The organism is Rothia koreensis (genome assembly GCF_052232265.1).
GTDB classification, from domain to species: domain Bacteria; phylum Actinomycetota; class Actinomycetes; order Actinomycetales; family Micrococcaceae; genus Rothia; species Rothia koreensis.
In genome coordinates, this window is the sequence record NZ_CP197643.1 from 324,626 (window position 1) to 345,259 (window position 20,634).

The window sequence follows — 20,634 nt, forward strand, 5'->3', positions numbered from 1 at the left end:
TTCGTTTTCCCTAGTCAAACCGAGGTTACCAGTACCCTGACCGGCCCTGTCGCTAGTGCTCGCCGGGCGTCACCATCGATACGGCGTCGTGCGCCGCGCTGTACTTCAGGAAGCCGAGGTGGGCCTCGAAACGGTCCAGGACGTCGTCGATCACCTGTTGCTGCGTGAGCCCCATGAGGTCGTAGCCTTCCGAGCCGGTCTGGGTAAAGACCTCGAGCCGGTAGTACACGTCGACCTCGCGGGACATGCGGCCACCGAACATCGGGACGGGCGCCTCGACCGCGGCAACCTCGTACCGGAAGGTGCGGTGATCCGGGATCTCGACCAGGAGCGTGCGCTCGTCCACGCCCGTCTCCTCGTTGGACTGGGCAGACAACGTCGCCGCATATCCTTGCTCCACGAATTCGGCGGCCACGGCCTCGAGCGCGGGCCCGATCGTCTGCTTCTCGAATTCCTTGACGGCTCGCTGGGATGGGTAGGAACGCATCCTGGCCAGTCGTTGCCGCCAGGTCTTCTCGGGCTTGACGCCGCCGTCGGGCGCTATCGACGACCTCATCAGCAGACGTCCCTCGCGCTCGGCGCGTTCCATGCGCAGAACCTTGGAGAACGAAGCCATGACCAGGTAGGCCACGATCGTGACGGGCAGGGCGAAGATCAACGTCGCGTATTCCATGGTCGTGACGCCGCCGGCGACCAGCATCGCGATCGTCAGCAGTGCGGTCAGGACGGCCCAGAAGATCCGCAACCACTTCGCGCCGTCCTGGGAGGGGTCGGGAATCGTCGAGGAGAAGTTCGACATGACCATCGCGCCCGAGTTCGCGCTGGTCAGATAGAACAGCAAGCCGGACAGCGTGGCCAGGCCGATCAGGAAGGCGGCCCCCGGGAAATTCTCCAGGAGCGCGTACCACCCGGCTTCGGGCGAGTCCATCGCGAGCTTCGCGAAGTCCTTGTCACCGCTCATGACCCGGGAGAGAGCGCTGTTGCCGAAGATGGTGACGATGAAGAAGTCGCACATCACCGGAGCGGTGATCGCGGCGATGACGAATTCTCGGAGCGTGCGGCCCCGGGAGATGCGTGCCAGGAACAGCCCGACGAAGGGCCCCCAGGCCAGCCAGAAAGCCCAGAAGAACAGGGTCCACATGGACATCCACCCGGACCCGCCGTCTTCATAGGCCATGGTCTGCATGGTCCGCTCGGGGAGGGACCACACGAAGCGACCGATGTTTTCGACCATCGCGTTGAGGAGGAAGGCCGTCTTGCCCGTGACCAGGATGTAGATCATCATCGCCGCCGCGGACCACAGGTTCAGCTCCGAGATCAGACGAATCCCCTTGTCCACGCCGGAGGTGCAGGCAGCAATCGTCATGACGACCGCAACCAGGACCAGTGCGATCTGGAGGGCAAGCCCTTCGGGAAGTCCGAAGAGCCAGGCGAAGCCGACGTTGAGGAGAACGACGCCGATACCCATCGACGTCGCCACGCCGAACACCGTGCCCACCAGGGCGAAGATATCGATCACGTCGCCGGTGGCCCCGCGAACGTGCTTGCCCAGCAACGGGTAGAGCACGGCACGAATCGACAAGGGCATGCCCCAGCGGTAGGCGAAGTAGCCCATGGCCATACCGAGCAGCGAGTAGGTGGACCACCCGGCGACGCCGTAGTGGAACATCGTCCAGACGACGGCCTCGTGGGCGGCCTCGGAGCTCTCGGGAGACGCGTTGATCGGCTGGATGTACTGGGTCACCGGACCGGTCACGGAATAGAACAGCATGTCGATCCCCACGCCCGCGGCGAAGAGCATCGACACCCAGGTGAAGAGTTTGTACTGGGGCCTGGAGTGGTCCGGCCCAAGTCGGACGCTGCCCTGCTTGGAGAAAGCCACCCAGAGGACGAAAAGGATCACGCAGGTGACCGTGAGGACGTAGAACCACCCCAGGTTCTCCGAGATCCAGGCGACCACCTGGCTCATCGTCGATTCGGCCGACTTCGGTACGACGATGGCCCACAGCGAGAAGGCCAGGACCACGGCTGACGAGATGAGCAGAACTTTCCAGTTGACCTTCGGATCCGCGGCCTTGCGCAGTTCGGAGGGGCCGCGCCGCATGTCCTCGCTCGAGCTAGGAGGTCGGTTCTCCTGACGTTCGACCACGTCCGCGAAGGAACGCTGGGAACCGCCGAAGCGTTCGCGCTCCACCCCTCGGGACGTCGCGTTTTCCGGCGAACTGAACTCCTGCGAATCCGACACTTCTCTCCTGACTGCTTGGGGCACGGTCCACGAGCCGTGGGCGGCAGGCACACACGTGCCCGGAGTCCCACGGGATCTCGATCGCGCACTCGCTCTCGGGCTCCGTCCGCGAGGCGATGTGAGCCGGTTTCTCGGCTCCGGGTGGCGGCCCGACATACGGCCGCACACGAATAGGCGCACTATTCAAATTAGTAGCCTGTGAATTTTCTGGCAATTTCGTGACGGCCGCGGGGTCGGTGGGGCGGAGATCGTCTGGCGAGGCTGTCCGGGCGGTGCGGGGGGGGGGCGAGCGGGGGGGCGAGGGGGCGAGCGGCGCGGGGGCGAGCGGCGAGCGGCGAGGCCAGCGTGGCGATGCGGCGAGGTGGCAATCTGGTGCGGCCAACGCGCCGAGGTGGCAACCCCGTGCACACTTCGGCGCGAGGTGGCAGTTTTGGGACAAAAATCGACGAAATTTGTCCCAAAACTGCCACCTCGTGGAGAGACCCGTCCCGAAATTGCCACCTCGGCGCGTCAGGCCACCTCATCGGCGTCGTCGGGCCGCCTCGGGCCACCTCCGGCCTCGTCGTCGGGCCGCCTCGGGCCGCCTCGGACCTCGCCGGGCGCGTCGGGCCACCTCGACGACGCCGTCACGCCCGCGCCCACACCCGCACCCAGGCCCGTATCGCCCCTGGCGGCACGGCGATTCCGTCATACGAACGAATATTAAGGAGCAGATCAGCGCGAACGATACTGTGATGTTCGGTGACCGGGGCCACGCGCAAGGACGCGCGCGGTCGAGGCCACTGACGCCGTTCGGTTCCCGTCCGTGCTCGGTGCGCGAACCGGTCGACGGCGTCCGCTCCTACAGCCGGAAAGAGACCGACTCCATGACCTCAGCGGGACACGCGATCGTCCGCTCCCTTGAAAACCACGGCATCGACAGGATTTACACCGTTCCCGGGGAAAGCTTCCTCGACGTCCTCGATGGCCTCCACGACTCGTCGATCGACACCGTCGTCTGTCGACATGAGGGCGGGGCCGCATACATGGCCGAAGCCGAAGGAAAACTGACCGACTTGCCCGGCGTCGCCATGGTCACTCGCGGGCCCGGTGCGGCGAACGCGCACGTCGGACTGCACACGGCGTGGCAGGATTCCACGGCGATGGTCCTTTTCGTCGGACTGATCCCGTTCGAGCACAGGGAAAAAGAAGCATTCCAGGAATTCGACCCCAAGGCCTGGTTCGATACTGGCGCCAAACGTGTGATGGTGCTGGACCACCCGGAGCGGGCCAACGAACTCGTCGCTGAGGCGATTTTTGCGGCGCGTTCGGGGCGGCCCGGGCCCGTTGTCTTCGGCCTCCCCGAGGACATCATTCAGCAACAGATCAATCCCGTTCCGCATCCGGAGATCCCGATCGCGATGGGCGGCATGACGGTCAGCGACTGGAAAGAACTCCACAATGCCCTCCTCGACTCGGAGAAACCGTTGTTCGTGTTCGGGGGAAACGACTGGACCCAGAAGGCCGCGGCCGATTTCACCGCGTGGCTGGAGGCCCACGATCTGCCGGCGGGCGCCGAGTGGCGCTGCGAGGGCACCGTCCCCTTCACATCCCCCAGTTACATCGGGCCCCTCGGATACGGGCGTCCGGCGCATTCTCAGCGGGTTCTGGACGAGGCGGACCTGATCGTATTCGTGGGAACGGTTCCGGGCGACGTCATCACCGGCGGCTTCACCTCTCGACAGGACTGGAACAAGAGGAACTTCCTGGTGACCATCGACCCGGGGCTCCGGGGACGCTCAGGCCCGGTCACGCACCAGATCGTGGCGAAACCGGACGTCTTCGTGCGAGATCTTCTGCGCATGGACCTTCCCGTCAACGACTCGTGGAAGAGCTGGCGTGACAAGCTCAGGGGCCTTCAGGTCGAGTTTTCGACCCTCCCCGAGACGAAGACTTCGGGGCAGGTCACCATGGACTCGTTGATGAGCCACCTGGTCCCCCGCCTGCCCGAGGACTGCATGGTCACCTTCGGGGCCGGTGAGCACACCAACTGGGCCCACCGCTATTTCCCGACCCACGGCTATGCGCGGATGATTTCGGCGCGCAACGGTTCGATGGGTTATTCGGTGCCGTCCGCGGTCGCGGCTTCACTGCGCCACCCGGAACGACTCGTTGTCTCGATTGCGGGCGACGGCGAGTTCCTGATGAACGGCCAGGAGCTGGCGACGGCGACCCAATATGGCGCGAAACCACTGGTCATCGTGGCCGACAACGGCGAGTACGGAACCATCCGCACCCACCAGGAGCGCCAGTATCCCGATCGGATCAGCGGCACCCAGCTGCAGAACCCGGACTTTGCCCTTCTGGCCCAGGCCTACGGCGGTTTCGGGATCCGCGTCGAGGACAACGAGTCTCTGCCCCAGGCCCTCGACGACGCCCTGCACGCCGTCGACGACGGCCGGTTCGCGGTCATCCACCTGGTGGTCCCCCAGCGCGACAAGGCCTACTGAACCTTCCACTTCAAGTACTGATACCGGATGAAGGCATCACGGTCGGCTGGAGTCCTGACGATAGGAATGCGAGGTGAAGCCAAGGACCCGACGAAAGTCGGCGGTGAGGTGGGCGTGGTCGGCGTATCCAAGGCGGGCCGCAACAGCGGTGATCGTCAGTGACGGATCATCGCGCAGGTGCTGCGCGGCTTCTTGGAGCCGATAACGTCGGATCATGCTCAGAGGCGACACGCCAACATAACGATGCGCCAGACGCTGTACTCGACGGACCGAAATGTGCAGGGACGACGCGAGCTGATCCACTCGTCCTATCGAAGCGTGGGAAGAGATGCGTTCTTCCATCTCGTTGGCGAGAAGGCCACTGTCGTCCGGTGCGGGACAGTGCTCGGAGATCCACGCACTGTAGGCGTGAATCGCGCGCTCCCGGCCAAGAGCCCGGTCTTCCAGAGTCATCGCTGCCGAAACGCTGCGATGCAGCTCGGGTGCTTCGGAGGGCACCTCGACGTCTCGGTTTCCAGACGGATTCTGACTGATGGCGAAGATGGCGGCCGGGCGCAATAGAGCCCCGACAGCCCAGCCCTGACCGCTCAGATCGCGCTGTGATGGCCCGGTCGTCGGGCCGGCAAGAATTGCGCCACCAGGCTCGACGACCAGGTTCGACGCCGGAAACGGGAGCACTTGTTGCCGAATGGTTCGTCCGGGTGGAAGATCCCAACGTGGAATCCAGAACCAGCGAACCAGTTCACGCAAGGCTCCTGGCGCAGGCTCTCGGTGGAAAGACGGGAGTCTGGCCGGGTAGAGGACTCCGCGGCCATCAAACTGGTCGTCCACCATTGCTGCCTTCCCCCTGATCGTCGCGAATCTTCAAGCACGCTCGGTGCGGGAAGTGCGACAGTAATTCCATGAATACAAACGACACACCCCAAACCGGAGTATCAGGAAAGTACACCAACAATGGCATACCGAACGGGACAACAAGTCTGACACCATTCTTGGTGGTTGTACATGCGGCCGACGCCATCGAATTTTACCGTTCCGTGTTCGGCGCCCGCCTGATCGACGTCACCGAGATGAGCGACGTCGTGGTTCATGCCGATCTGGATTTCGGCACCGGACGACTGCAATTGGGCGCGCCCAATACCGAGAACGGACTCGTTCCTCCCCCCGCGGGAGACGGAGACTGCTATTCGATGGGATTGTATTGTGCGGACGTCGATACGACCTTCGCGCGAGCCGAACAAGCCGGGTCGGAAGTCCTCGCTCCAGTCAGCACTTTTGTGTCCGGTGACCGGTTCGCATCCATCCGAGATCCTTTCGGAGTTCGCTGGTCAATCATGTCCCGGGTCGAGGACCTCTCCGAAACCGAAAGCGCACGCCGGGTCGCCGAGTGGGCAGCTGAACAGGGCGCATGAACCGACGAGTGCATGGAGCCCGATCAGTCGGCTCCGAACGCCTCAGCGTTGCCCGGGGCCCCATGACGGACAGATATTCTGTCAGGACCCGCGATCAAGAACACCGTCGAGGTTGCCGCCCAGTTGCGAGCTGCCATCGCCCGGTCAACCTCGGTCGACGCCCGCGTTCTCGTGCGAACCCGTGACGAACTACGTGACCTGGTGAGAGCCAACCCGTTCTCGGACGGACGAGCGGGGTCCAACCAGCTTCATGTTGTTTTCCTGCCCTGTGACGCTTCCGACGCCTCCGCTTCCGTCGCCGGCGTCGACCTCTCGCGCTACCTGCCCGAAGAAGCTGCCTTCATGGGGCACAACGTGTACATGCGTCTTCCACAGGGGCCCGGAAGCAGCAAGCTGGCTGCGGCGATCGCGAGGCACACGCAGGGATTGGGCACGCAACGCAACTGGCGCGTGGTGCTCAAACTCGCCGAACAAGCCGACCAGTTGCCCGAATCCTTGTAGCCGATCGACCTTCGTCCGACCAGCTATCGGCACGGGGCTGACGACGTCGGCAGCCTCAGGCGCGCGGCGTCGTCGGGCGTCGGTGTGTTTCTCCCGTCATGGTTTCGAGCTCTTGTTTCTTCGTTTCCGGCACGAACCGCAGGACGAAGAAGAAGGAAGCCAGCGCGAAGAAGGCGAAGGCTCCGTACAGCCAGGACAGACCGACGCGCTCGGTCATGGGCTCGAAGGCGAACGTGACGATGAAGTTGAAAATCCAGTTCGAGGTCGTACCCACGGCCAGGGCCATGGCTCGCATTCTGTTCGGGAACATCTCGGCCAGGAGGATCCACATGACCGGTCCCCAGGACAGAGCGAAGAACACCACGAACGCGTTGGCCCCGAGCAGAGCGAGCGGGCCGTATGCGCCGGGCAAGCTCACGTTGTCACCGCTGCCGAGTTGGTGCGAGAACGAGATGGCGGTCAGCAGAAGCGACACGAACATGCCGATCGACCCGATGGTCAGCAGACGACGACGACCGATCCGGTCGACAAGCAACATCGCAACCACCGTCATCACAACGTTGATGCCCGCCGTGATGACCGAGGTCGTGAAGGAATCGGATTCGCTGAAGCCAACGGACTTCCACAACGTCGTGGAGTAGTAGAAGATCGCGTTGATCCCGACGAGTTGCTGGAACGCGGCAATGATGATGCCGACCCATACCAGAGGCTGGAGACCGAACCTGTTTCCACGAATGTCGTTGAAGGTACTCTTGTGCTCCTTGTCCAGCGTCTGACGGATTTGCTGGACCTTGGCTTCGGGGTCGGGCTCGCCGGATACCCGTTTCAACACGCTGGCAGCTTGGTCGAACCGGCCGCGCAGGACGAGGAACCGGGGGGACTCTGGGATCGACAGTGCCAGGATGCCGTACACGAGTGCTGGCAAGACACCGACCAGGAACATCCAACGCCATGCCGGAATGTTCAGCCACAAATCCTGGGAGGACCCGCCAGCGGCACCGGCAAGGCTCTTGTTGGAGCTGAGGACGACGAGCTGGCCGATCGTGATGGCCAACTGTTGCAGGGACCCGAGAGCACCGCGGCCCTTGGCCGGCGCGACTTCGGAGATGTACGCCGGGGCGATCACCGAGGCGATGCCGATTCCCAGGCCACCGATGACGCGCCAGACCAACAAGTCGACCACTGAGAAGGCCAGGCCTGAGCCGAGTGAGCTGATGATGAACATCGCGGCGCCGAGCAGCATGACGTTGCGTCGCCCCCAGCTGTCTGCCAGTCGCCCGGCGTACCAGGCACCGACGGCGCAGCCCAGCAGGGCAATCGAAACGACGAAGCCCGACAGGAAGGACCCCAATTCGAAATGGGAGCTCAGCGCGTCGACGGCACCGTTGATGACCGAGGAGTCGAAGCCGAAAAGAAAACCGCCAACCGCGGCAGCAATCGAAACTGCTACGGCCTTTCCTTTGCCGGTAACTGCTTCGGCGCTGTCGTTAGCACCTACCGTCATCCTGTTCATCTCCGTTCGATTGCAACCGGTCATCGGCCGCCCTCTGGGTACGTGTGGGTGTGTGTCGCCGGCAACACTACTCCGACACATCGCCAAACGGGAAAAAGGTTGGATACGACATACCGCACTGACCTGGTAGTTCGCTCAACTAGGCCCGTTTTCCCGTCAGATCCAGTGGTGTCTTGACCCGGTCAGAGGCGGGTCGGTTTCCATATCCTCGGGGCATCGCCGACCAGGAACGTGGTCGGGTTCGGCCGGTGTGCAAGCAATCAAGTCAGCTGAGAACTGGGGAAAACAAAAAACTCCCCGATCACTGGGTGATCGGGGAGTTTCGCTCCATTGTCGCGAGAGATTCTCTCTGGAGCCTTTGGTGCGCGAGGGGGGAGTTGAACCCCCACGCCCTCTCGGGCACACGGACCTGAACCGTGCGCGTCTGCCTATTCCGCCACTCGCGCAAGTGACTCGCTCGCCACCAAGCAGGCGACGCGCGAAAAGCAACGCTGATTATCGTACCCAGACCTTCAACGGCCTGTCCAATCGCGGAGCGGGTGTCTTCCGACACCTCGACCGGGCGTTTGGGGTTCACCTCGGCCGGGCGCTCGGCGTTGGGTGGCTGTTACCCGATTCGGCGGCGTCGTCCGCCGTTAGGTGGCGGCTCAACCCGCACCTAACGACGGTAAGTTCCTCTCCATCTGGCAAACCCCACCCAAACGCAGCACCGCCCTGGGAGCCGACGGGTACGTTGCCCCACCGGGCAGGCGCTGTTCTTGTTCCGACGCCCGCCTCGCCCGTCTCGCCCGCCTCGCCCGTCTCGCCCGCCTCGCCCGTCTCCCGTCGCGAGGTGGCAATCTGGTGCGACAAACGCGCCGAGGTGGCGATTCCGTGCGCAAATCGACCCCAAAAGTGCACAAGATTGCCACCTCGCGCCGGAGAACGCACTTGATTGCCACCTCGCGCCGGGAAACGCACATAATTGCCACCTCGCGCCGGGAAACGCACGAAACCGCCACCTCGCCGCGCCGAACAACCCACAGGAAAAGTCCGAGACCCGCCCCGGGCCTTGCCCACGACTGACCCGGTCGGCATCCGCTCCTCGCCCGCTCTTCCGCGCATCTAACGGTTCGTCCACATGCTGCATATCAAGGTCCGCGACCACTGTTCGTCCACGCGGGGGCGGCCTTGATGCGCCGTTGACGGTCTATTCAGGATGAGTCTCTACTATCCTTGTGTCCGAAGCCGTACGCGGTTGCGGTAGCCCGTACCCTAAAACAGGGGCGGCTCGGAACCGACGTCGCAGAACCAGGAGGCAACCCATGGGACTCATTGAAAACGTTGAGCGGAGTCTCGAAAAGGCTGTGCGAGGGGTTTTCTCGGCCGGGTCGAAGAGCCGCATCGAGCCGGTGGACGTCGCGAGTCGACTGCGTTCGGAGATGGACAAGAAGTCCTACGCGATCGCCGAAGGGCGCACCATCGCGCCCAATGTCTTCACCATCGAATTTTCCGACGCCGATTTTTCGCGCGCCCAGTCCTGGGGTCAGGACCTCGCGGAGGAATTGTGCGACGTCGCCATCCGCCACGCCAGGTCCCAGGGTTACACCCTCAGGGGCGCCGTGCGAGTGACATTCACCCGGGCCCACACGGAAGAGCTCCAGAGGGGCGAGTTCCTGGTGCTCTCGGCCCAGGAACGGGCCGGTCGCTCGGCGTCGAGGGGACAGTCGACCCGCACGGCACCGCCGACGTCGGCCGCCGCGGCCAGCGAGCGCTACGGTGCGGCGCAGCAGCGCGGACGGGCCGAGGCATCGCCGGTCGCACAGCAAGCGACCACCACGCCGTCCGAGCCCGAACCGACGTACGCGCCCGAGTACGAGTCGGATCCGGCCGACGCCGCCGCCTCCGCGGCTCCTGCGGCCACCGCGGCCGCATCCAGTGGACGGCTTCCCAGCGGCTCGTCCCGGATAGCTCCTCGCGTGCCCGGACGCGGCGCGGGAGGCGCGAACCGGCACCATGGCGAGGACCAGAACGCCACCCAGGCCATTCCTTCCCCGCAGCGGCAGGAACAACCCCGGCGTGCTTCTCCGAACTACAAGCCTGTTCTGGACATCAATGGGCAGCGGTTCTCGATCCAGGCCAACTCGATCGTTCTCGGTCGGTCGTCGGAAGCGAATATCACCGTCGAGGACACGGGTGTCTCACGACGTCATTTGGAAATCCTCAACCAGGACGGCGTTTTCCTCGCCGTGGACCTGGGTTCGACCAATGGATCCTCCGTGGACGGAACCCGGCTCAGGGGTCGCCGCGAGCTCGTGGACGGGACAGTCATTACAATGGGTCGGACCAAGATCACTTTCCGTCTGCTGGCCCCGAGGAGTAGTCGCTAATGGCCTCAGAGCTGACCGTCACGCTGCTCCGTTTCGGATTCCTCGCCCTGTTGTGGGTTTTCGTCTTCGTGATCCTCGCCGGACAGCGTCGGGACCTCGGTCTCGGACAGACCCTGCGATTCACGTCCCTGCCCGGCAGGAAGAAGAACAAGAAGAAGGGCGAAGCCGGCGCGGCCGGCACCGCGGGCACCGAAAAGCAGCAGGCCCCCAAACGGCCCAGCCAGCTCGCGATCATCGGTGGACCCGGAACCGGGAGCATTGCGCGCCTGGGCGATTCCCCCGTGCTCCTGGGACGCGCCCAGGACTGCACCCTCCCCCTGGACGATGACTACTGCTCCGGACACCACGCGCGCCTCTTCCCGCAGGGGTCGCGCTGGTTCCTGGAGGACCTCGGATCCACCAACGGCACTTTCGTCAATGACCAGAGACTCACCCGCGCCACGCTCGTCGAGCCGGGCGTTCCCTTCACCGTGGGACGCACCGTCATCGAGTTGAGGGCGTAAGGCCCATGAATATTGCCTTCCGGTATGCCGCCCGCTCGGACACGGGTCGAGTGCGCAGCAAGAACGACGACTCCGCGTACGCGGGGCGCTACCTGGCCGTGGTCGCCGACGGCATGGGAGGCCATGTCGGTGGCAATGTGGCTTCGGCGTCCACGGTCCTGGACCTGACGCCCCTGGACCATTCGGAGTACGACGGCTCGGCCGGGACCATTCTCGCCGACGAAATCCAGACGGCAAACATCATCCTCAACCAGTTGGTCGAGATGAACCCCCTTCTGGCGGGCATGGGCACCACCTGCACGGCCCTCCTGGTGGACGGCGACGAACTCGAGCTCGCCCACATCGGTGATTCTCGCGCCTACCGGCTCCGCGGCAAGAAGTTCGAGCAGATGACCACGGACCACACCTTCGTTCAGCGTCTGGTCGAGGAAGGCCGGCTGAAGCCGGAGGAAGCGGAGAATCACCCGCACAAGAACGTGATCATGCGCGTCCTCGGCGACACGGACGCCTCTCCGGAGCTCGAGCTCAAACGCGTGGACGCGCAGGTCGGAGACCGATGGTTGCTGTGCTCGGACGGCCTGTCCGGCGTCGTGTCCGACGAAGTGATCGAATCCGTCCTCGGATCAACCAATGACCTCCAGGAGATCTGCGAATCCCTCGTGGAACTGACCCTCGACGGCGGCGCACCCGACAACGTCACCGTGGCCGTCGTCGAGATCAACGACTCCGCCAACCTCGCCAACGCCGTGACGAGTCGTCTCGACGCCGTCGGTCGGGACAGTCGCGCGGACGAACACCCGGAGGGCGTTTCGGAGGAACCCCAGGCACCGGCGTCCGGTTCCGGCACCTCCGAACCGGAGGCGGATCACGGCTGGCCCGAGTTCCGGGAGATTGATGACGACTCCGGACTGGCGCCCTGGGAAGAAACCTCCCCGGAAACCGGCGCCTCCGACGTGGGCCCGGACGACGTCGCCGGCGTCGGAAGCACCTCCCACGGGTCGCACTCGGGTGAGCAGGACCCTGGGGACGACCCCGAGGACAGGCGAGCGCCGTGGCGGCGTCGTCTTCCGCGCCAGAGGGGAGAGAGCTTCCGGCACACCCTCCGGCACGGCAGGTGGCGGGGAGATTCGTTCTCCGACTCCGTGCTGAACGCCATGGTCCAACGCTCGGGCATCGACCTGGAGGAAGCCAGCCAGCAGGAAGAGAGCTCGGCCTCCGTGCTGCGTCGCGAGCTCGAAGAACGGCCGCACCTTCTGGTGGGGGCGGCATCGTCGGCGACCCACACGGGCCAGATCCCCACCGTCACGGATGCGACTGTGCAACGCAGGGCGACTCTGGCGCGAACGCCCTCGATGGACACGGACGAAGGCGAGGAACTCCCGGACGAGCTCCTGGAGGAGCTGGACAGCCCACGACGTCGCAAACGTCGCTGGGGCTTGGCCGCCTTCATTTGGGCGTTCATCGCGGTGCTGATCGTCGGCGCCGCCTGGGCCGGCCTGACGTGGGTCAACAACCAGTATTACGTCGGCGTGAACGAAGGCAAGGTCGCCATCTATCGCGGCGTGGACCAGTCTCTCGGGCCGTTGCATCTGAACAGCCTGGAGAAGGAGACCGACGTGAAGGTCTCCCAACTTCCGAACTATTCCAAGTCCCGCGTCAAGGAAGGGATCCACACCTCGTCGAAGGCCGAAGCCGAACGGGTCATCTCGGATCTCGACCTGGGCGCCCAGGGAGACGATCCCAGTCCGGCGCCGCAGGGAACGGTATCGAGTGCCCCGCCGTCCGGTGATAAATCCTCGGATTCGGGGAATGATGATCAGAAGCCCGATCGCAACGACCAGGGAGGTGACAACCAGTGACAACACGTGCACAGTCTTCGCAGGAGCAGTCCACCGCTCCCGACGCCGAGCAGCATGTCCCCAAGCCGCGGCGGTTCTTCGAGCTGCTGTTGCTGGTCCTCTCGTGGATCGTCGCCATCGGCGCGATGTGCCTCGTGGACCTGGGCAATACGGCCTCATGGGACCATCGCATCGTCGCTGCCGCGGCAGTGCTGATCTTGGGCTCCCTGATCATCCACGTGATCCTCCACCTCAAGGCGCGGTACGCGGATCCCTTCATCCTGCCCATTGTCGTGGTTCTCAACGGAATCGGCCTGACGATGATCTATCGGATCGATCTCACGACGCCGAACTCCTCGGTCGGCTCCCAGACGGCCTGGAGCGCCGTCGCGATGATCGCGTGCGCCGCCGCGCTCTGGTTCCTCACCGATCACCGGGTCCTGGTCCGGGTGACCTACATCAGCCTTGCCGCCTCGATCTTCCTCCTGCTGCTGCCGCTCGTGCCCGGCCTCGGGACGGAGATCAACGGCGCCCGGATCTGGATCTCGATCGGCGGGCGCACCTTCCAGCCGGGAGAGGTCGCCAAGATCACGCTGGCCATATTCTTCGCCGGGTATCTTTCGACCAATCGTGACCTCATCCTCCTGGCCGGAAAGAAGATCGGCAGGGTTCGCCTGCCGCGTTTCAAGGACTTCGCCCCGATGTTCGTGGCCTGGCTCGTGAGCATCGGCGTGCTGGTGGTCCAGCACGATCTGGGCTCGGCCATCCTCTTCTTCGGGCTTTTCCTGGCGATGCTGTACTTGGCAACCAACCGGTTCACTTGGGTCGGCGTCGGGCTGATCCTCGTGGCCATCGGCGGTTTCTTCGCGTACAAGACCATCAGCCACGTCACCGTCCGCATCGACTCCTGGCTCCACGCCTTCGACCCCGCGGTCTACAACCAGCAGGCCGGCGGTTCCGGCCAGATCATCCAGGGCCTGTTCGGCCTCGCCTCGGGCGGGTTGTTCGGTCGCGGCCTCGGCAACGGACGACCGGATCTCGTCTCTTTCGCGAACTCCGACATGATCGTGACCGCAATCGGCGAGGAGCTGGGTCTCCTGGGTCTCGGCGCGATCCTGATGCTGTTCCTGATGCTGGTCTCTCGCGGCTTCCGCGCGGCATTGGGCACCCCGGACGCCTTCGGCAAGCTCTTGGCAGCGGGCCTCTCCGCCGCCATGGTCCTGCAACTGTTCGTGGTGATCGGTGGCGTGACCCGTTTGATCCCCCTGACCGGGCTGACGACGCCGTTCATGTCCGCCGGTGGTTCGTCCCTCCTGGCGAACTGGTTCATCGTCGGGCTGCTGCTCGCAATCTCCCATTCGGCCCGCTCGCCGCGCGTGGTCAACGAGGACGCCGGCGACGCCGAGGACATTGCGGACACCGGTCAGTTGGGGGCCACCGCGGCCATCTCCAAACTTGGTTCGTCTTCTCATGAGGAAACTGCTTCTTCCCCACATACAGCAGGAGGTCACTCGTGAATCAGGCCATCCGAAGAACATGGCTCGCCGTCGCGGGCGTGTTCATCCTCCTCGTCGGTTCCCTGACATACGTTCAGTTCATCCACGCCGGCGCCCTTGAGGACAATCCCTGGAACTCCCGGCAGCTGTACGACCAGTACGGCTCCGCCCGTGGGTCCATCCTCGTGAACGGGTCCGAAATTGCACAGTCCGTCCCCTCGGACGACAGCTTCGGATACAAGCGCGAGTACTCGCAGACGGACGAATACGCCGCCCTGACCGGCTACTTCTCGATGGTGTACGGCTCCACCGGGCTCGAATCCGCGCTCGGCGAGGAACTGTCCGGCAAGTCTGACTCGCAGTTCTACGACCGCATCGCGCAGATCTTCTCCAACAAGGAGACCCACGGGGCCTCGGTGGAGCTGACGATCGATCCGAAGTTGCAGAAGAAGGCGACCGAGTTGATGTCAGGGCACAAGGGGTCGATCGTCGCGATGAATCCCAAGACGGGTGAGATCAAGGCGATGGTCTCGGCACCGAGCTACGATCCGAACCAGCTCTCCTCCCACGACTCGAAGTCGGTCATCCAGTCCTATTCCGAGCTGAACCAGGACCAGGACAAGCCGTTGTACAACCGCGCGGTGTCGGGGGACCTCTACTCGCCGGGTTCGACGTTCAAGATCATGGACGCCGTCGCGGCCCTGGAATCCGGGAAGTACAACAAGGATTCCGAGCTGGACAACCCGCAGAACCTGCCCCTGCCGGGCACGGACACAACCTTGCCGAACTACGTCAACGGCCAATGCGCGTCCCGTTCCAAGGCGGATATCCAGTGGGCTCTGGAGCAGTCCTGCAACACTCCGTTCGCTCAGATCGCCATGGACCTCGGTGAGGATAAGATTGCCAAGACGGCCAAGAACTTCGGCTACGGACAGGATCTGTCCGTTCCGTTGAAGGTCACCCCATCAAACTTCCCCAGTGGCATGTCCAAGAGCGAGCTCGCGTTGTCTTCGATCGGTCAGTACGACGTCAAATCCACCCCGATGCAGGTGGCCATGATGTCTTCCGCTATCGCCAATGACGGCGTCCAGATGAAACCGAACATGGTCAAGACCGTTCGGTCGAACAGCTTGAGCACGCTCTACGATTTCTCCGCGGAGAAGCTGCGCGAGTCGACCTCGCCCGACGTCGCTCACCAGGTGCGCGACTGGATGGTCAACGACGTCGACAACGGCATCGCGTCCGGGGCCCAGGTGGACGGAACCAAGGTCGCAGGCAAGACCGGTACCGCCGAGACCGGCACGGACGGGAACAACCAAGCATGGTTCACCGGCTTCGCGCCGGCGGACGACCCGGAACTAGCTGTTGCTATTGTCTATGAAGATGTAGACGCGGTCACAGGAGCCCAGCTCACGAGCCCCGGTGCCAAGCAACTTTTCGAGGCGGTGTTGAATCAGTGAGGCCCTCATCATCGACGACCCTCGGTGGTCGCTACGGCCTGACCGAACGCATCGCCGTCGGAGGCATGGGCGAGGTCTGGAAGGCCAAGGACAAGGTCCTGGGCCGCATCGTCGCCGTCAAGATCCTGAAAGAGGAATACACCGGCGACCCGGGCTTCCTCGAGCGTTTCCGCGCGGAGGCACGGCACACGGCGTTGCTGAACCACCCGGGCGTCGCCAACGTCTTCGACTACGGCGAGGAAGAAGGCTCGGCCTACCTGGTCATGGAGCTGGTCCCCGGGGAACCTCTGTCCAACATCATCGAACGGGAGAAGACACTCCCGGCGGACCGCACGCTCAACATCATCGCCCAGACGGCGCGTGCTCTGGCGGCCGCGCACGCCCAGGGTCTCGTGCACCGCGACGTCAAGCCCGGAAACATCATGATCACGCCGGACAACCGCGTGAAGGTGACCGATTTCGGCATCGCCCGCCTCGCCGACCAGGTTCCGCTGACGGCGACCGGGCAGGTCATGGGCACCGCCCAGTATCTTGCCCCGGAGCAGGCAACCGGGCAGACCGCCACGGCGTCGTCGGACCTGTACTCGCTGGGCATCATCGGGTACGAGTGCCTCGCAGGCAAGCGCCCCTTCACGGGCGAATCCCAGATCGCGATCGCGTTGGCCCAGGTCAACGATCCGCCGCCGTCCCTGCCCAAGTCGGTTCCCGTACCGGCGCAGGCGATGATCATGTGCCTGCTGTCCAAGGACCCGGCGCAACGACCGGCGAACGCGACCACGTTGGCCAGCGCGGTGGACGCCATCCGGCGCAACGACCTCAAGGCAGCGGTCAAGGCCGTCCCCGGCCTGTCGACCTACCTTCCGATCAGCACCGATACCGGACAGACGCAGCCGGTGACGGCCCCCACGGAGTCGATGGGCAGCACGGACGCGACCCGGCAGTTCGGTTCCGGTGCGTCGGCGGCCGGATACCAGCCGCAACCGACGACCTCGCAGTTGCCCGCCGTGGGCGAGCCCCGGTCCCTCCAGTACCAGGGCGACTACACGGACAAGGGCGAGAAGAAGTCCCGTCAGGGCACGGCCGTGTGGAAGTGGCTCGTCCCGCTCCTGGTCCTGCTGCTGGCCGCTGGTCTGGGGATCTGGTGGGTCGTTCAGTCCGACTCCGGCACGGACGCATCGGCCTCTCCGAGCACCGCGGGGCCGGCCGCCACGAGCGCGCCGTCGTCCTCATCGCACCCGACCTCCAGTTCGAGTTCGGCGAAGATGCTCACCATCAAGTCCTCCGACTACAAGGGCAAGAAACTGGACGATGTCGTCTCCCAGCTCGCCAGCATGGGCTTGTCCGTCCACTCCGAGGGCAAGAGCTCGAGCGAGGAGAAGAACTCCGTGCTCGAGGTGTCCCCCGAAGGTGAGGTCGCCGCAGGTTCGAACGTGACCGTGGTGTACTCGACGGGTCCCGAATCGGTGACCCTGCCGAACAAGATGGTGGGCCAGGATGCGCAGACGGTGATCGACGAAATCACGCAACTGGGCGTCAACGTGACCCGCCACGACGAGAACTCGAGCGAGCAATCCGCCGACAAGGTCATTCGGACCTCGCCGAGCGAGGGCAACAAAGTGACGGTCGGCTCCAACGTGGACGTCTACGTGTCCAAGGGCTCCGGGAAGACCTCATCGTCCGCTCCCGCCCCGGAGAATCCGAGCCAGGAGCCCTCCACAACCACGCCCACCCCTCAGCCGAGCGAACCGTCAGCCCCGTCGACCGGCTCACCACAGGCCGCGCCATCTGCGGCCCCCGAGAACGATCACCGGGATGAGCCGTCGGGAGACGGCACCCAAGGCTCCAACGAATAACTGAAACCTATGAATCTGCGCGTTCCACGTATTCTCGACCACCGGTACGAACTGGGTGAGATCCTGGGCTCCGGCGGCATGGCGACCGTCTATGCCGCCGAAGACAATCGCCTCGGCCGTCAGGTGGCCATCAAAGTCTTGCGTCCCGAGCACGCGGAGAACGGCGTGTTCCGCACTCGCTTCCGTCGGGAGGCCGAGGCCATTGCCTCGATGAACCACCCGACCGTGATCGCCGTTTTCGACACGGGGACATTCAGTCCCGTGACCGAGGAAAAGGCATTGGAGGACCCGGAAGCGACGGCGCCGATGCCCAAGGTCGAACCGGAGCATCCCGAAGACGACGTCGAACCCGTCGAAGAGGTCGACTCGGACTCGGTCCCGTACATCGTGATGGAACGCCTGAACGGGAACACGCTCAAGGACGTCCTGTCCGAGAAGGGGCAACTCCCGATCGACGACGCCCTCAGTTACGCCGAAGGGATTCTGGACGCGCTGCAGTACAGCCACGAGCGCGGCATCATCCACCGGGACATCAAGCCCGGGAACGTCATGGTCCTCGACCGCACCGAAGAGGACGAGGCCCTGGGCCGTCCGGCCAGGATCAAGGTCATGGACTTCGGCATCGCCCGGGCCATGACCGAGACCGCGCGTCCCCTGTCCGAGGCACAGACGATCATGGGCACGGCCAGGTATATTTCCCCCGAACAGGCGCGGGGAGAAACCGCCGACGAACGCTCCGACCTGTACGCGGTCGGGTGCCTGCTCTATCAGATGCTCGCTGGACGGCCGCCCTTCGACGGCTCGTCGAGCGTTGAGGTCATGGAGCAGCACATGCGCGATACCGCGGAGCCGCCGAGCACGTTCCGACCGGAGATCTCGCGGGCGCTGGATGCCCTCGCCCTCCGCTCCTTGGAGAAGAACCGGGCGGACCGTTTCCAATCCGCCGAGGACTTCTCCTTCGCCCTCCAGAACGCCTCGCACGGGATCAGCGTGGACCACGCCGGAAACCCCGCTGAAGATCCCACGCAGGCCATCGGCGGTGTGACCGGCATTGCCGCGGGAGCAACGGCCGCAGGCGCCGGGGCAGCCGCATCGCGGTCGGCGGACGATGCGAACGTCGCAAACGGCGACCACGCGTACACGTCCTCCCTGAACTCTCCCGAGGACTCGGCGGGCGGCCAGGACTCGGAATACACCATGCACGAAGGGCGCACTCCCCAGATGGAGGACTCCAGCGTCTCGGGCTTCTTCCCTTCGGCACAGGATGAATACACCGACGAGGAGTTGTACGACTACGAGCGGCACAAGGCCTTGGCCGCCAGGAAGCGGCGTCGTGCGGCGTGGAAGAACGTGATCCTCGGACTCATCATCTTCCTGCTGGCGGCCACCGCCCTGGGTGCCTGGCTCTACTACCAGAACGAACTCAACAAGCCGGTCTACGTCAATGTGCCCGCGGTCGAGAACCAGTCCGAATCCGACGCTGAGAACCGCCTCCGCAACGAGGGGCTGAAGGTCAAGGTCTCGGAAGACTTCTCGGACAAGGTCGAGAGCGGAAACGCCATCAAGACGGACCCGAGCAAGGGAACCGAAGTAGAGAAGGATTCGACCGTGACCCTGCACGTGTCCAAGGGCCCGGAGAACCTCAGTCTGCCCGATGACCTCGCCGGCCAGTCGGAGGCCTATGTCCGCTCCCGCCTCGAGGAGCTGGGGCTCAAGGCCGGACGCGTCGAGACCGCCAACAACCCGACCATCCAGGCCGGTCTCGTGGTGGGGACCCATCCGAACCTGGGCGAGCAGGTCAAGGCCGGCAGCACCGTGAACCTGGTGCTCTCCACCGGCAAGGTCCAGGTCCCCGACGTCGTCGGCAAGACCCGCGACGAGGCCGTGGCCGAGCTGACCGGCAAGGACACTCTGCTCTCCACGGAGATCACGACCGAGAACTCGAGTCAGCCCGCCGGAACCGTCGTCCGACAGTCGGCCCAGGGCGGAACGTCCATCGCCCAGGGCTCCACGGTCACGATCACCGTTTCCTCGGGCCCGCGGCCGACGTCGACGCCGTCCCCCAGCCCCTCGAGCAGCCACGGCACCTCGAACGGGTCGGGCCAGGGATCCAACGGTTCAGGGTCGAACAACGGCTCGGGCAATGACCGTGGCAACAATGGGAACGGCAACAACAACGCCAACGGGAACGACAAGCCGGGGAACAGCCCGTCTCCCAGCAGCAGCCCCTCGAACGCCTCGCCGTCGCCCAGCCCCAGCCAACCGCGGTGACTCCCGGTCCCAACAGGGACCGGCAACGGATCACCGGGCCGTGATCACGCCTCGATCAACGGGGACAGGTCGCGGCCCTTCATGACGGCCCCCGAGAGCCCGAGGGATTCGAGCCAGTTCCCCACCATCAGGTAGCCGTCCTCCGTCAGCACCGATTCGGGGTGGAACTGCACCCCGTGGATCGGGGCCGTGCGGTGACGCACGCCCATGATGATGCCCGACTCGGTCCAGGCGGTGGCTTCCAGGACCTCCGGCAGGGTCCCGTCCTGAATCGCCAGCGAATGGTATCGGGTTGCCGTGAACGGGGTCCTGACCCCCGAAAAGACCGAGGTCGAGTTGTGGGTCAACCGGGACGTCTTGCCGTGCATGAGTTCGGGCGAATGGGTCACGGTCCCGCCGAAGGCCTCGGCAATCGCCTGGTGACCGAGGCACACCCCGAAGAGAGGTCTGTCGCGCTCGGTGGCCCAGTTGATGAGGTCGATGCAGACACCGGCCTCGGCGGGTGCGCCGGGGCCGGGCGAGAGCAGGACGCCGTCGTGCTGTTCGGCCAAGTCCCTGGCCTCGGCCGAGGTCAGATCGTCGTTGCGGATCACGGTGGTCTCCGCCCCGAACTGTTGGACGTATCCGACGAGAGTGAAGACGAAGCTGTCGTAGTTGTCCACCACAAGGATCTTGATGGTCATG

14 protein-coding genes and 1 tRNA gene are annotated in these 20,634 nt (G+C 64.6%); 10 read left to right on the plus strand and 5 right to left on the minus strand.

The features are described from left to right. Positions 1-52: 52 nt before the first annotated feature. The gene (gene betT / locus ACTSLZ_RS01435) at positions 53-2,245 is read right to left on the minus strand and encodes a choline BCCT transporter BetT (RefSeq protein WP_443095467.1); all 2,193 of its coding nucleotides are present in this window, start codon (positions 2,243-2,245) and stop codon (positions 53-55) included. A gap of 866 nt (positions 2,246-3,111) precedes the next feature. On the opposite strand from betT, the gene ACTSLZ_RS01440 reads away from it, so the two are divergent. Beyond that, positions 3,112-4,734, plus strand: a complete 1,623-nt coding sequence (locus ACTSLZ_RS01440) for a thiamine pyrophosphate-dependent enzyme (RefSeq protein ID WP_443095468.1) — start codon at positions 3,112-3,114, stop codon at positions 4,732-4,734. A gap of 36 nt (positions 4,735-4,770) precedes the next feature. Here ACTSLZ_RS01440 and ACTSLZ_RS01445 read toward each other — a convergent pair whose 3' ends face one another. Further along, the gene (locus tag ACTSLZ_RS01445; protein WP_443095469.1) at positions 4,771-5,484 is read right to left on the minus strand and encodes a helix-turn-helix domain-containing protein; all 714 of its coding nucleotides are present in this window, start codon (positions 5,482-5,484) and stop codon (positions 4,771-4,773) included. Between the two features lie 152 nt (positions 5,485-5,636). On the opposite strand from ACTSLZ_RS01445, the gene ACTSLZ_RS01450 reads away from it, so the two are divergent. Beyond that, complete coding sequence (locus ACTSLZ_RS01450; RefSeq protein ID WP_443095470.1) at positions 5,637-6,146, plus strand: VOC family protein; 510 nt, start codon at positions 5,637-5,639, stop codon at positions 6,144-6,146. A gap of 93 nt (positions 6,147-6,239) precedes the next feature. Beyond that, the gene (locus ACTSLZ_RS01455; RefSeq protein ID WP_443096077.1) at positions 6,240-6,647 is read left to right on the plus strand and encodes a DUF1697 domain-containing protein; all 408 of its coding nucleotides are present in this window, start codon (positions 6,240-6,242) and stop codon (positions 6,645-6,647) included. A 55-nt stretch (positions 6,648-6,702) separates the two neighbouring features. Here the strand turns inward: ACTSLZ_RS01455 and ACTSLZ_RS01460 are convergent, their stop codons facing one another. Together ACTSLZ_RS01460 and ACTSLZ_RS01465 are read right to left on the minus strand one after the other, a co-directional pair. Then, positions 6,703-8,151 carry a sugar porter family MFS transporter gene (locus tag ACTSLZ_RS01460; protein WP_129315942.1) on the minus strand — a complete coding sequence of 483 codons (1,449 nt, stop codon included), beginning with the start codon at positions 8,149-8,151 and terminating at the stop codon, positions 6,703-6,705. Between the two features lie 368 nt (positions 8,152-8,519). After that, positions 8,520-8,606, minus strand: a tRNA-Leu gene (locus ACTSLZ_RS01465). Between the two features lie 858 nt (positions 8,607-9,464). On the opposite strand from ACTSLZ_RS01465, the gene ACTSLZ_RS01470 reads away from it, so the two are divergent. From ACTSLZ_RS01470 to pknB, 7 genes are read left to right on the plus strand one after another with little or no spacing between them, the layout of a single operon-like run. Then, a complete protein-coding gene (locus ACTSLZ_RS01470; RefSeq protein WP_443095471.1) occupies positions 9,465-10,529 on the plus strand; it encodes an FhaA domain-containing protein in 1,065 nt (354 codons plus the stop codon). Continuing rightward, entirely contained in the window at positions 10,529-11,032 is a 504-nt protein-coding gene (locus ACTSLZ_RS01475) for an FHA domain-containing protein FhaB/FipA (protein ID WP_129315939.1), read from the plus strand. The genes ACTSLZ_RS01470 and ACTSLZ_RS01475 overlap by 1 nt, the downstream gene beginning before the upstream one ends. A gap of 5 nt (positions 11,033-11,037) precedes the next feature. Continuing rightward, a complete protein-coding gene (locus ACTSLZ_RS01480; protein ID WP_443095472.1) occupies positions 11,038-12,891 on the plus strand; it encodes a PP2C family protein-serine/threonine phosphatase in 1,854 nt (617 codons plus the stop codon). After that, entirely contained in the window at positions 12,888-14,387 is a 1,500-nt protein-coding gene (locus ACTSLZ_RS01485) for an FtsW/RodA/SpoVE family cell cycle protein (protein ID WP_443095473.1), read from the plus strand. The genes ACTSLZ_RS01480 and ACTSLZ_RS01485 overlap by 4 nt, the downstream gene beginning before the upstream one ends. Continuing rightward, positions 14,384-15,826, plus strand: a complete 1,443-nt coding sequence (locus ACTSLZ_RS01490) for a peptidoglycan D,D-transpeptidase FtsI family protein (RefSeq protein WP_129315937.1) — start codon at positions 14,384-14,386, stop codon at positions 15,824-15,826. Before ACTSLZ_RS01485 ends, ACTSLZ_RS01490 begins: the two co-directional genes overlap by 4 nt. Next, the gene (locus ACTSLZ_RS01495) at positions 15,823-17,679 is read left to right on the plus strand and encodes a protein kinase domain-containing protein (RefSeq protein WP_443095474.1); all 1,857 of its coding nucleotides are present in this window, start codon (positions 15,823-15,825) and stop codon (positions 17,677-17,679) included. The genes ACTSLZ_RS01490 and ACTSLZ_RS01495 overlap by 4 nt, the downstream gene beginning before the upstream one ends. A gap of 9 nt (positions 17,680-17,688) precedes the next feature. Next, complete coding sequence (gene pknB / locus ACTSLZ_RS01500; RefSeq protein WP_443095475.1) at positions 17,689-19,950, plus strand: Stk1 family PASTA domain-containing Ser/Thr kinase; 2,262 nt, start codon at positions 17,689-17,691, stop codon at positions 19,948-19,950. Between the two features lie 44 nt (positions 19,951-19,994). Here pknB and ACTSLZ_RS01505 read toward each other — a convergent pair whose 3' ends face one another. Further along, the gene (locus ACTSLZ_RS01505) at positions 19,995-20,633 is read right to left on the minus strand and encodes an anthranilate synthase component II (protein WP_443095476.1); all 639 of its coding nucleotides are present in this window, start codon (positions 20,631-20,633) and stop codon (positions 19,995-19,997) included. Position 20,634 lies beyond the last annotated feature (1 nt).

Excerpts from the sequence above, each read along its gene's own strand:
- ACTSLZ_RS01440 (WP_443095468.1), top strand. The coding sequence starts at position 3,112 with ATGACCTCAGCGGGACACGCGATCGTCCGCTCCCTTGAAAACCACGGC.
- ACTSLZ_RS01450 (WP_443095470.1), top strand. The coding sequence starts at position 5,637 with ATGAATACAAACGACACACCCCAAACCGGAGTATCAGGAAAGTACACC.
- ACTSLZ_RS01460 (WP_129315942.1), bottom strand. The coding sequence starts at position 8,151 with ATGACGGTAGGTGCTAACGACAGCGCCGAAGCAGTTACCGGCAAAGGA.
- ACTSLZ_RS01470 (WP_443095471.1), top strand. The coding sequence starts at position 9,465 with ATGGGACTCATTGAAAACGTTGAGCGGAGTCTCGAAAAGGCTGTGCGA.
- ACTSLZ_RS01475 (WP_129315939.1), top strand. The coding sequence starts at position 10,529 with ATGGCCTCAGAGCTGACCGTCACGCTGCTCCGTTTCGGATTCCTCGCC.
- ACTSLZ_RS01480 (WP_443095472.1), top strand. The coding sequence starts at position 11,038 with ATGAATATTGCCTTCCGGTATGCCGCCCGCTCGGACACGGGTCGAGTG.
- pknB (WP_443095475.1), top strand. The coding sequence starts at position 17,689 with ATGAATCTGCGCGTTCCACGTATTCTCGACCACCGGTACGAACTGGGT.
- ACTSLZ_RS01505 (WP_443095476.1), bottom strand. The coding sequence starts at position 20,633 with ATGACCATCAAGATCCTTGTGGTGGACAACTACGACAGCTTCGTCTTC.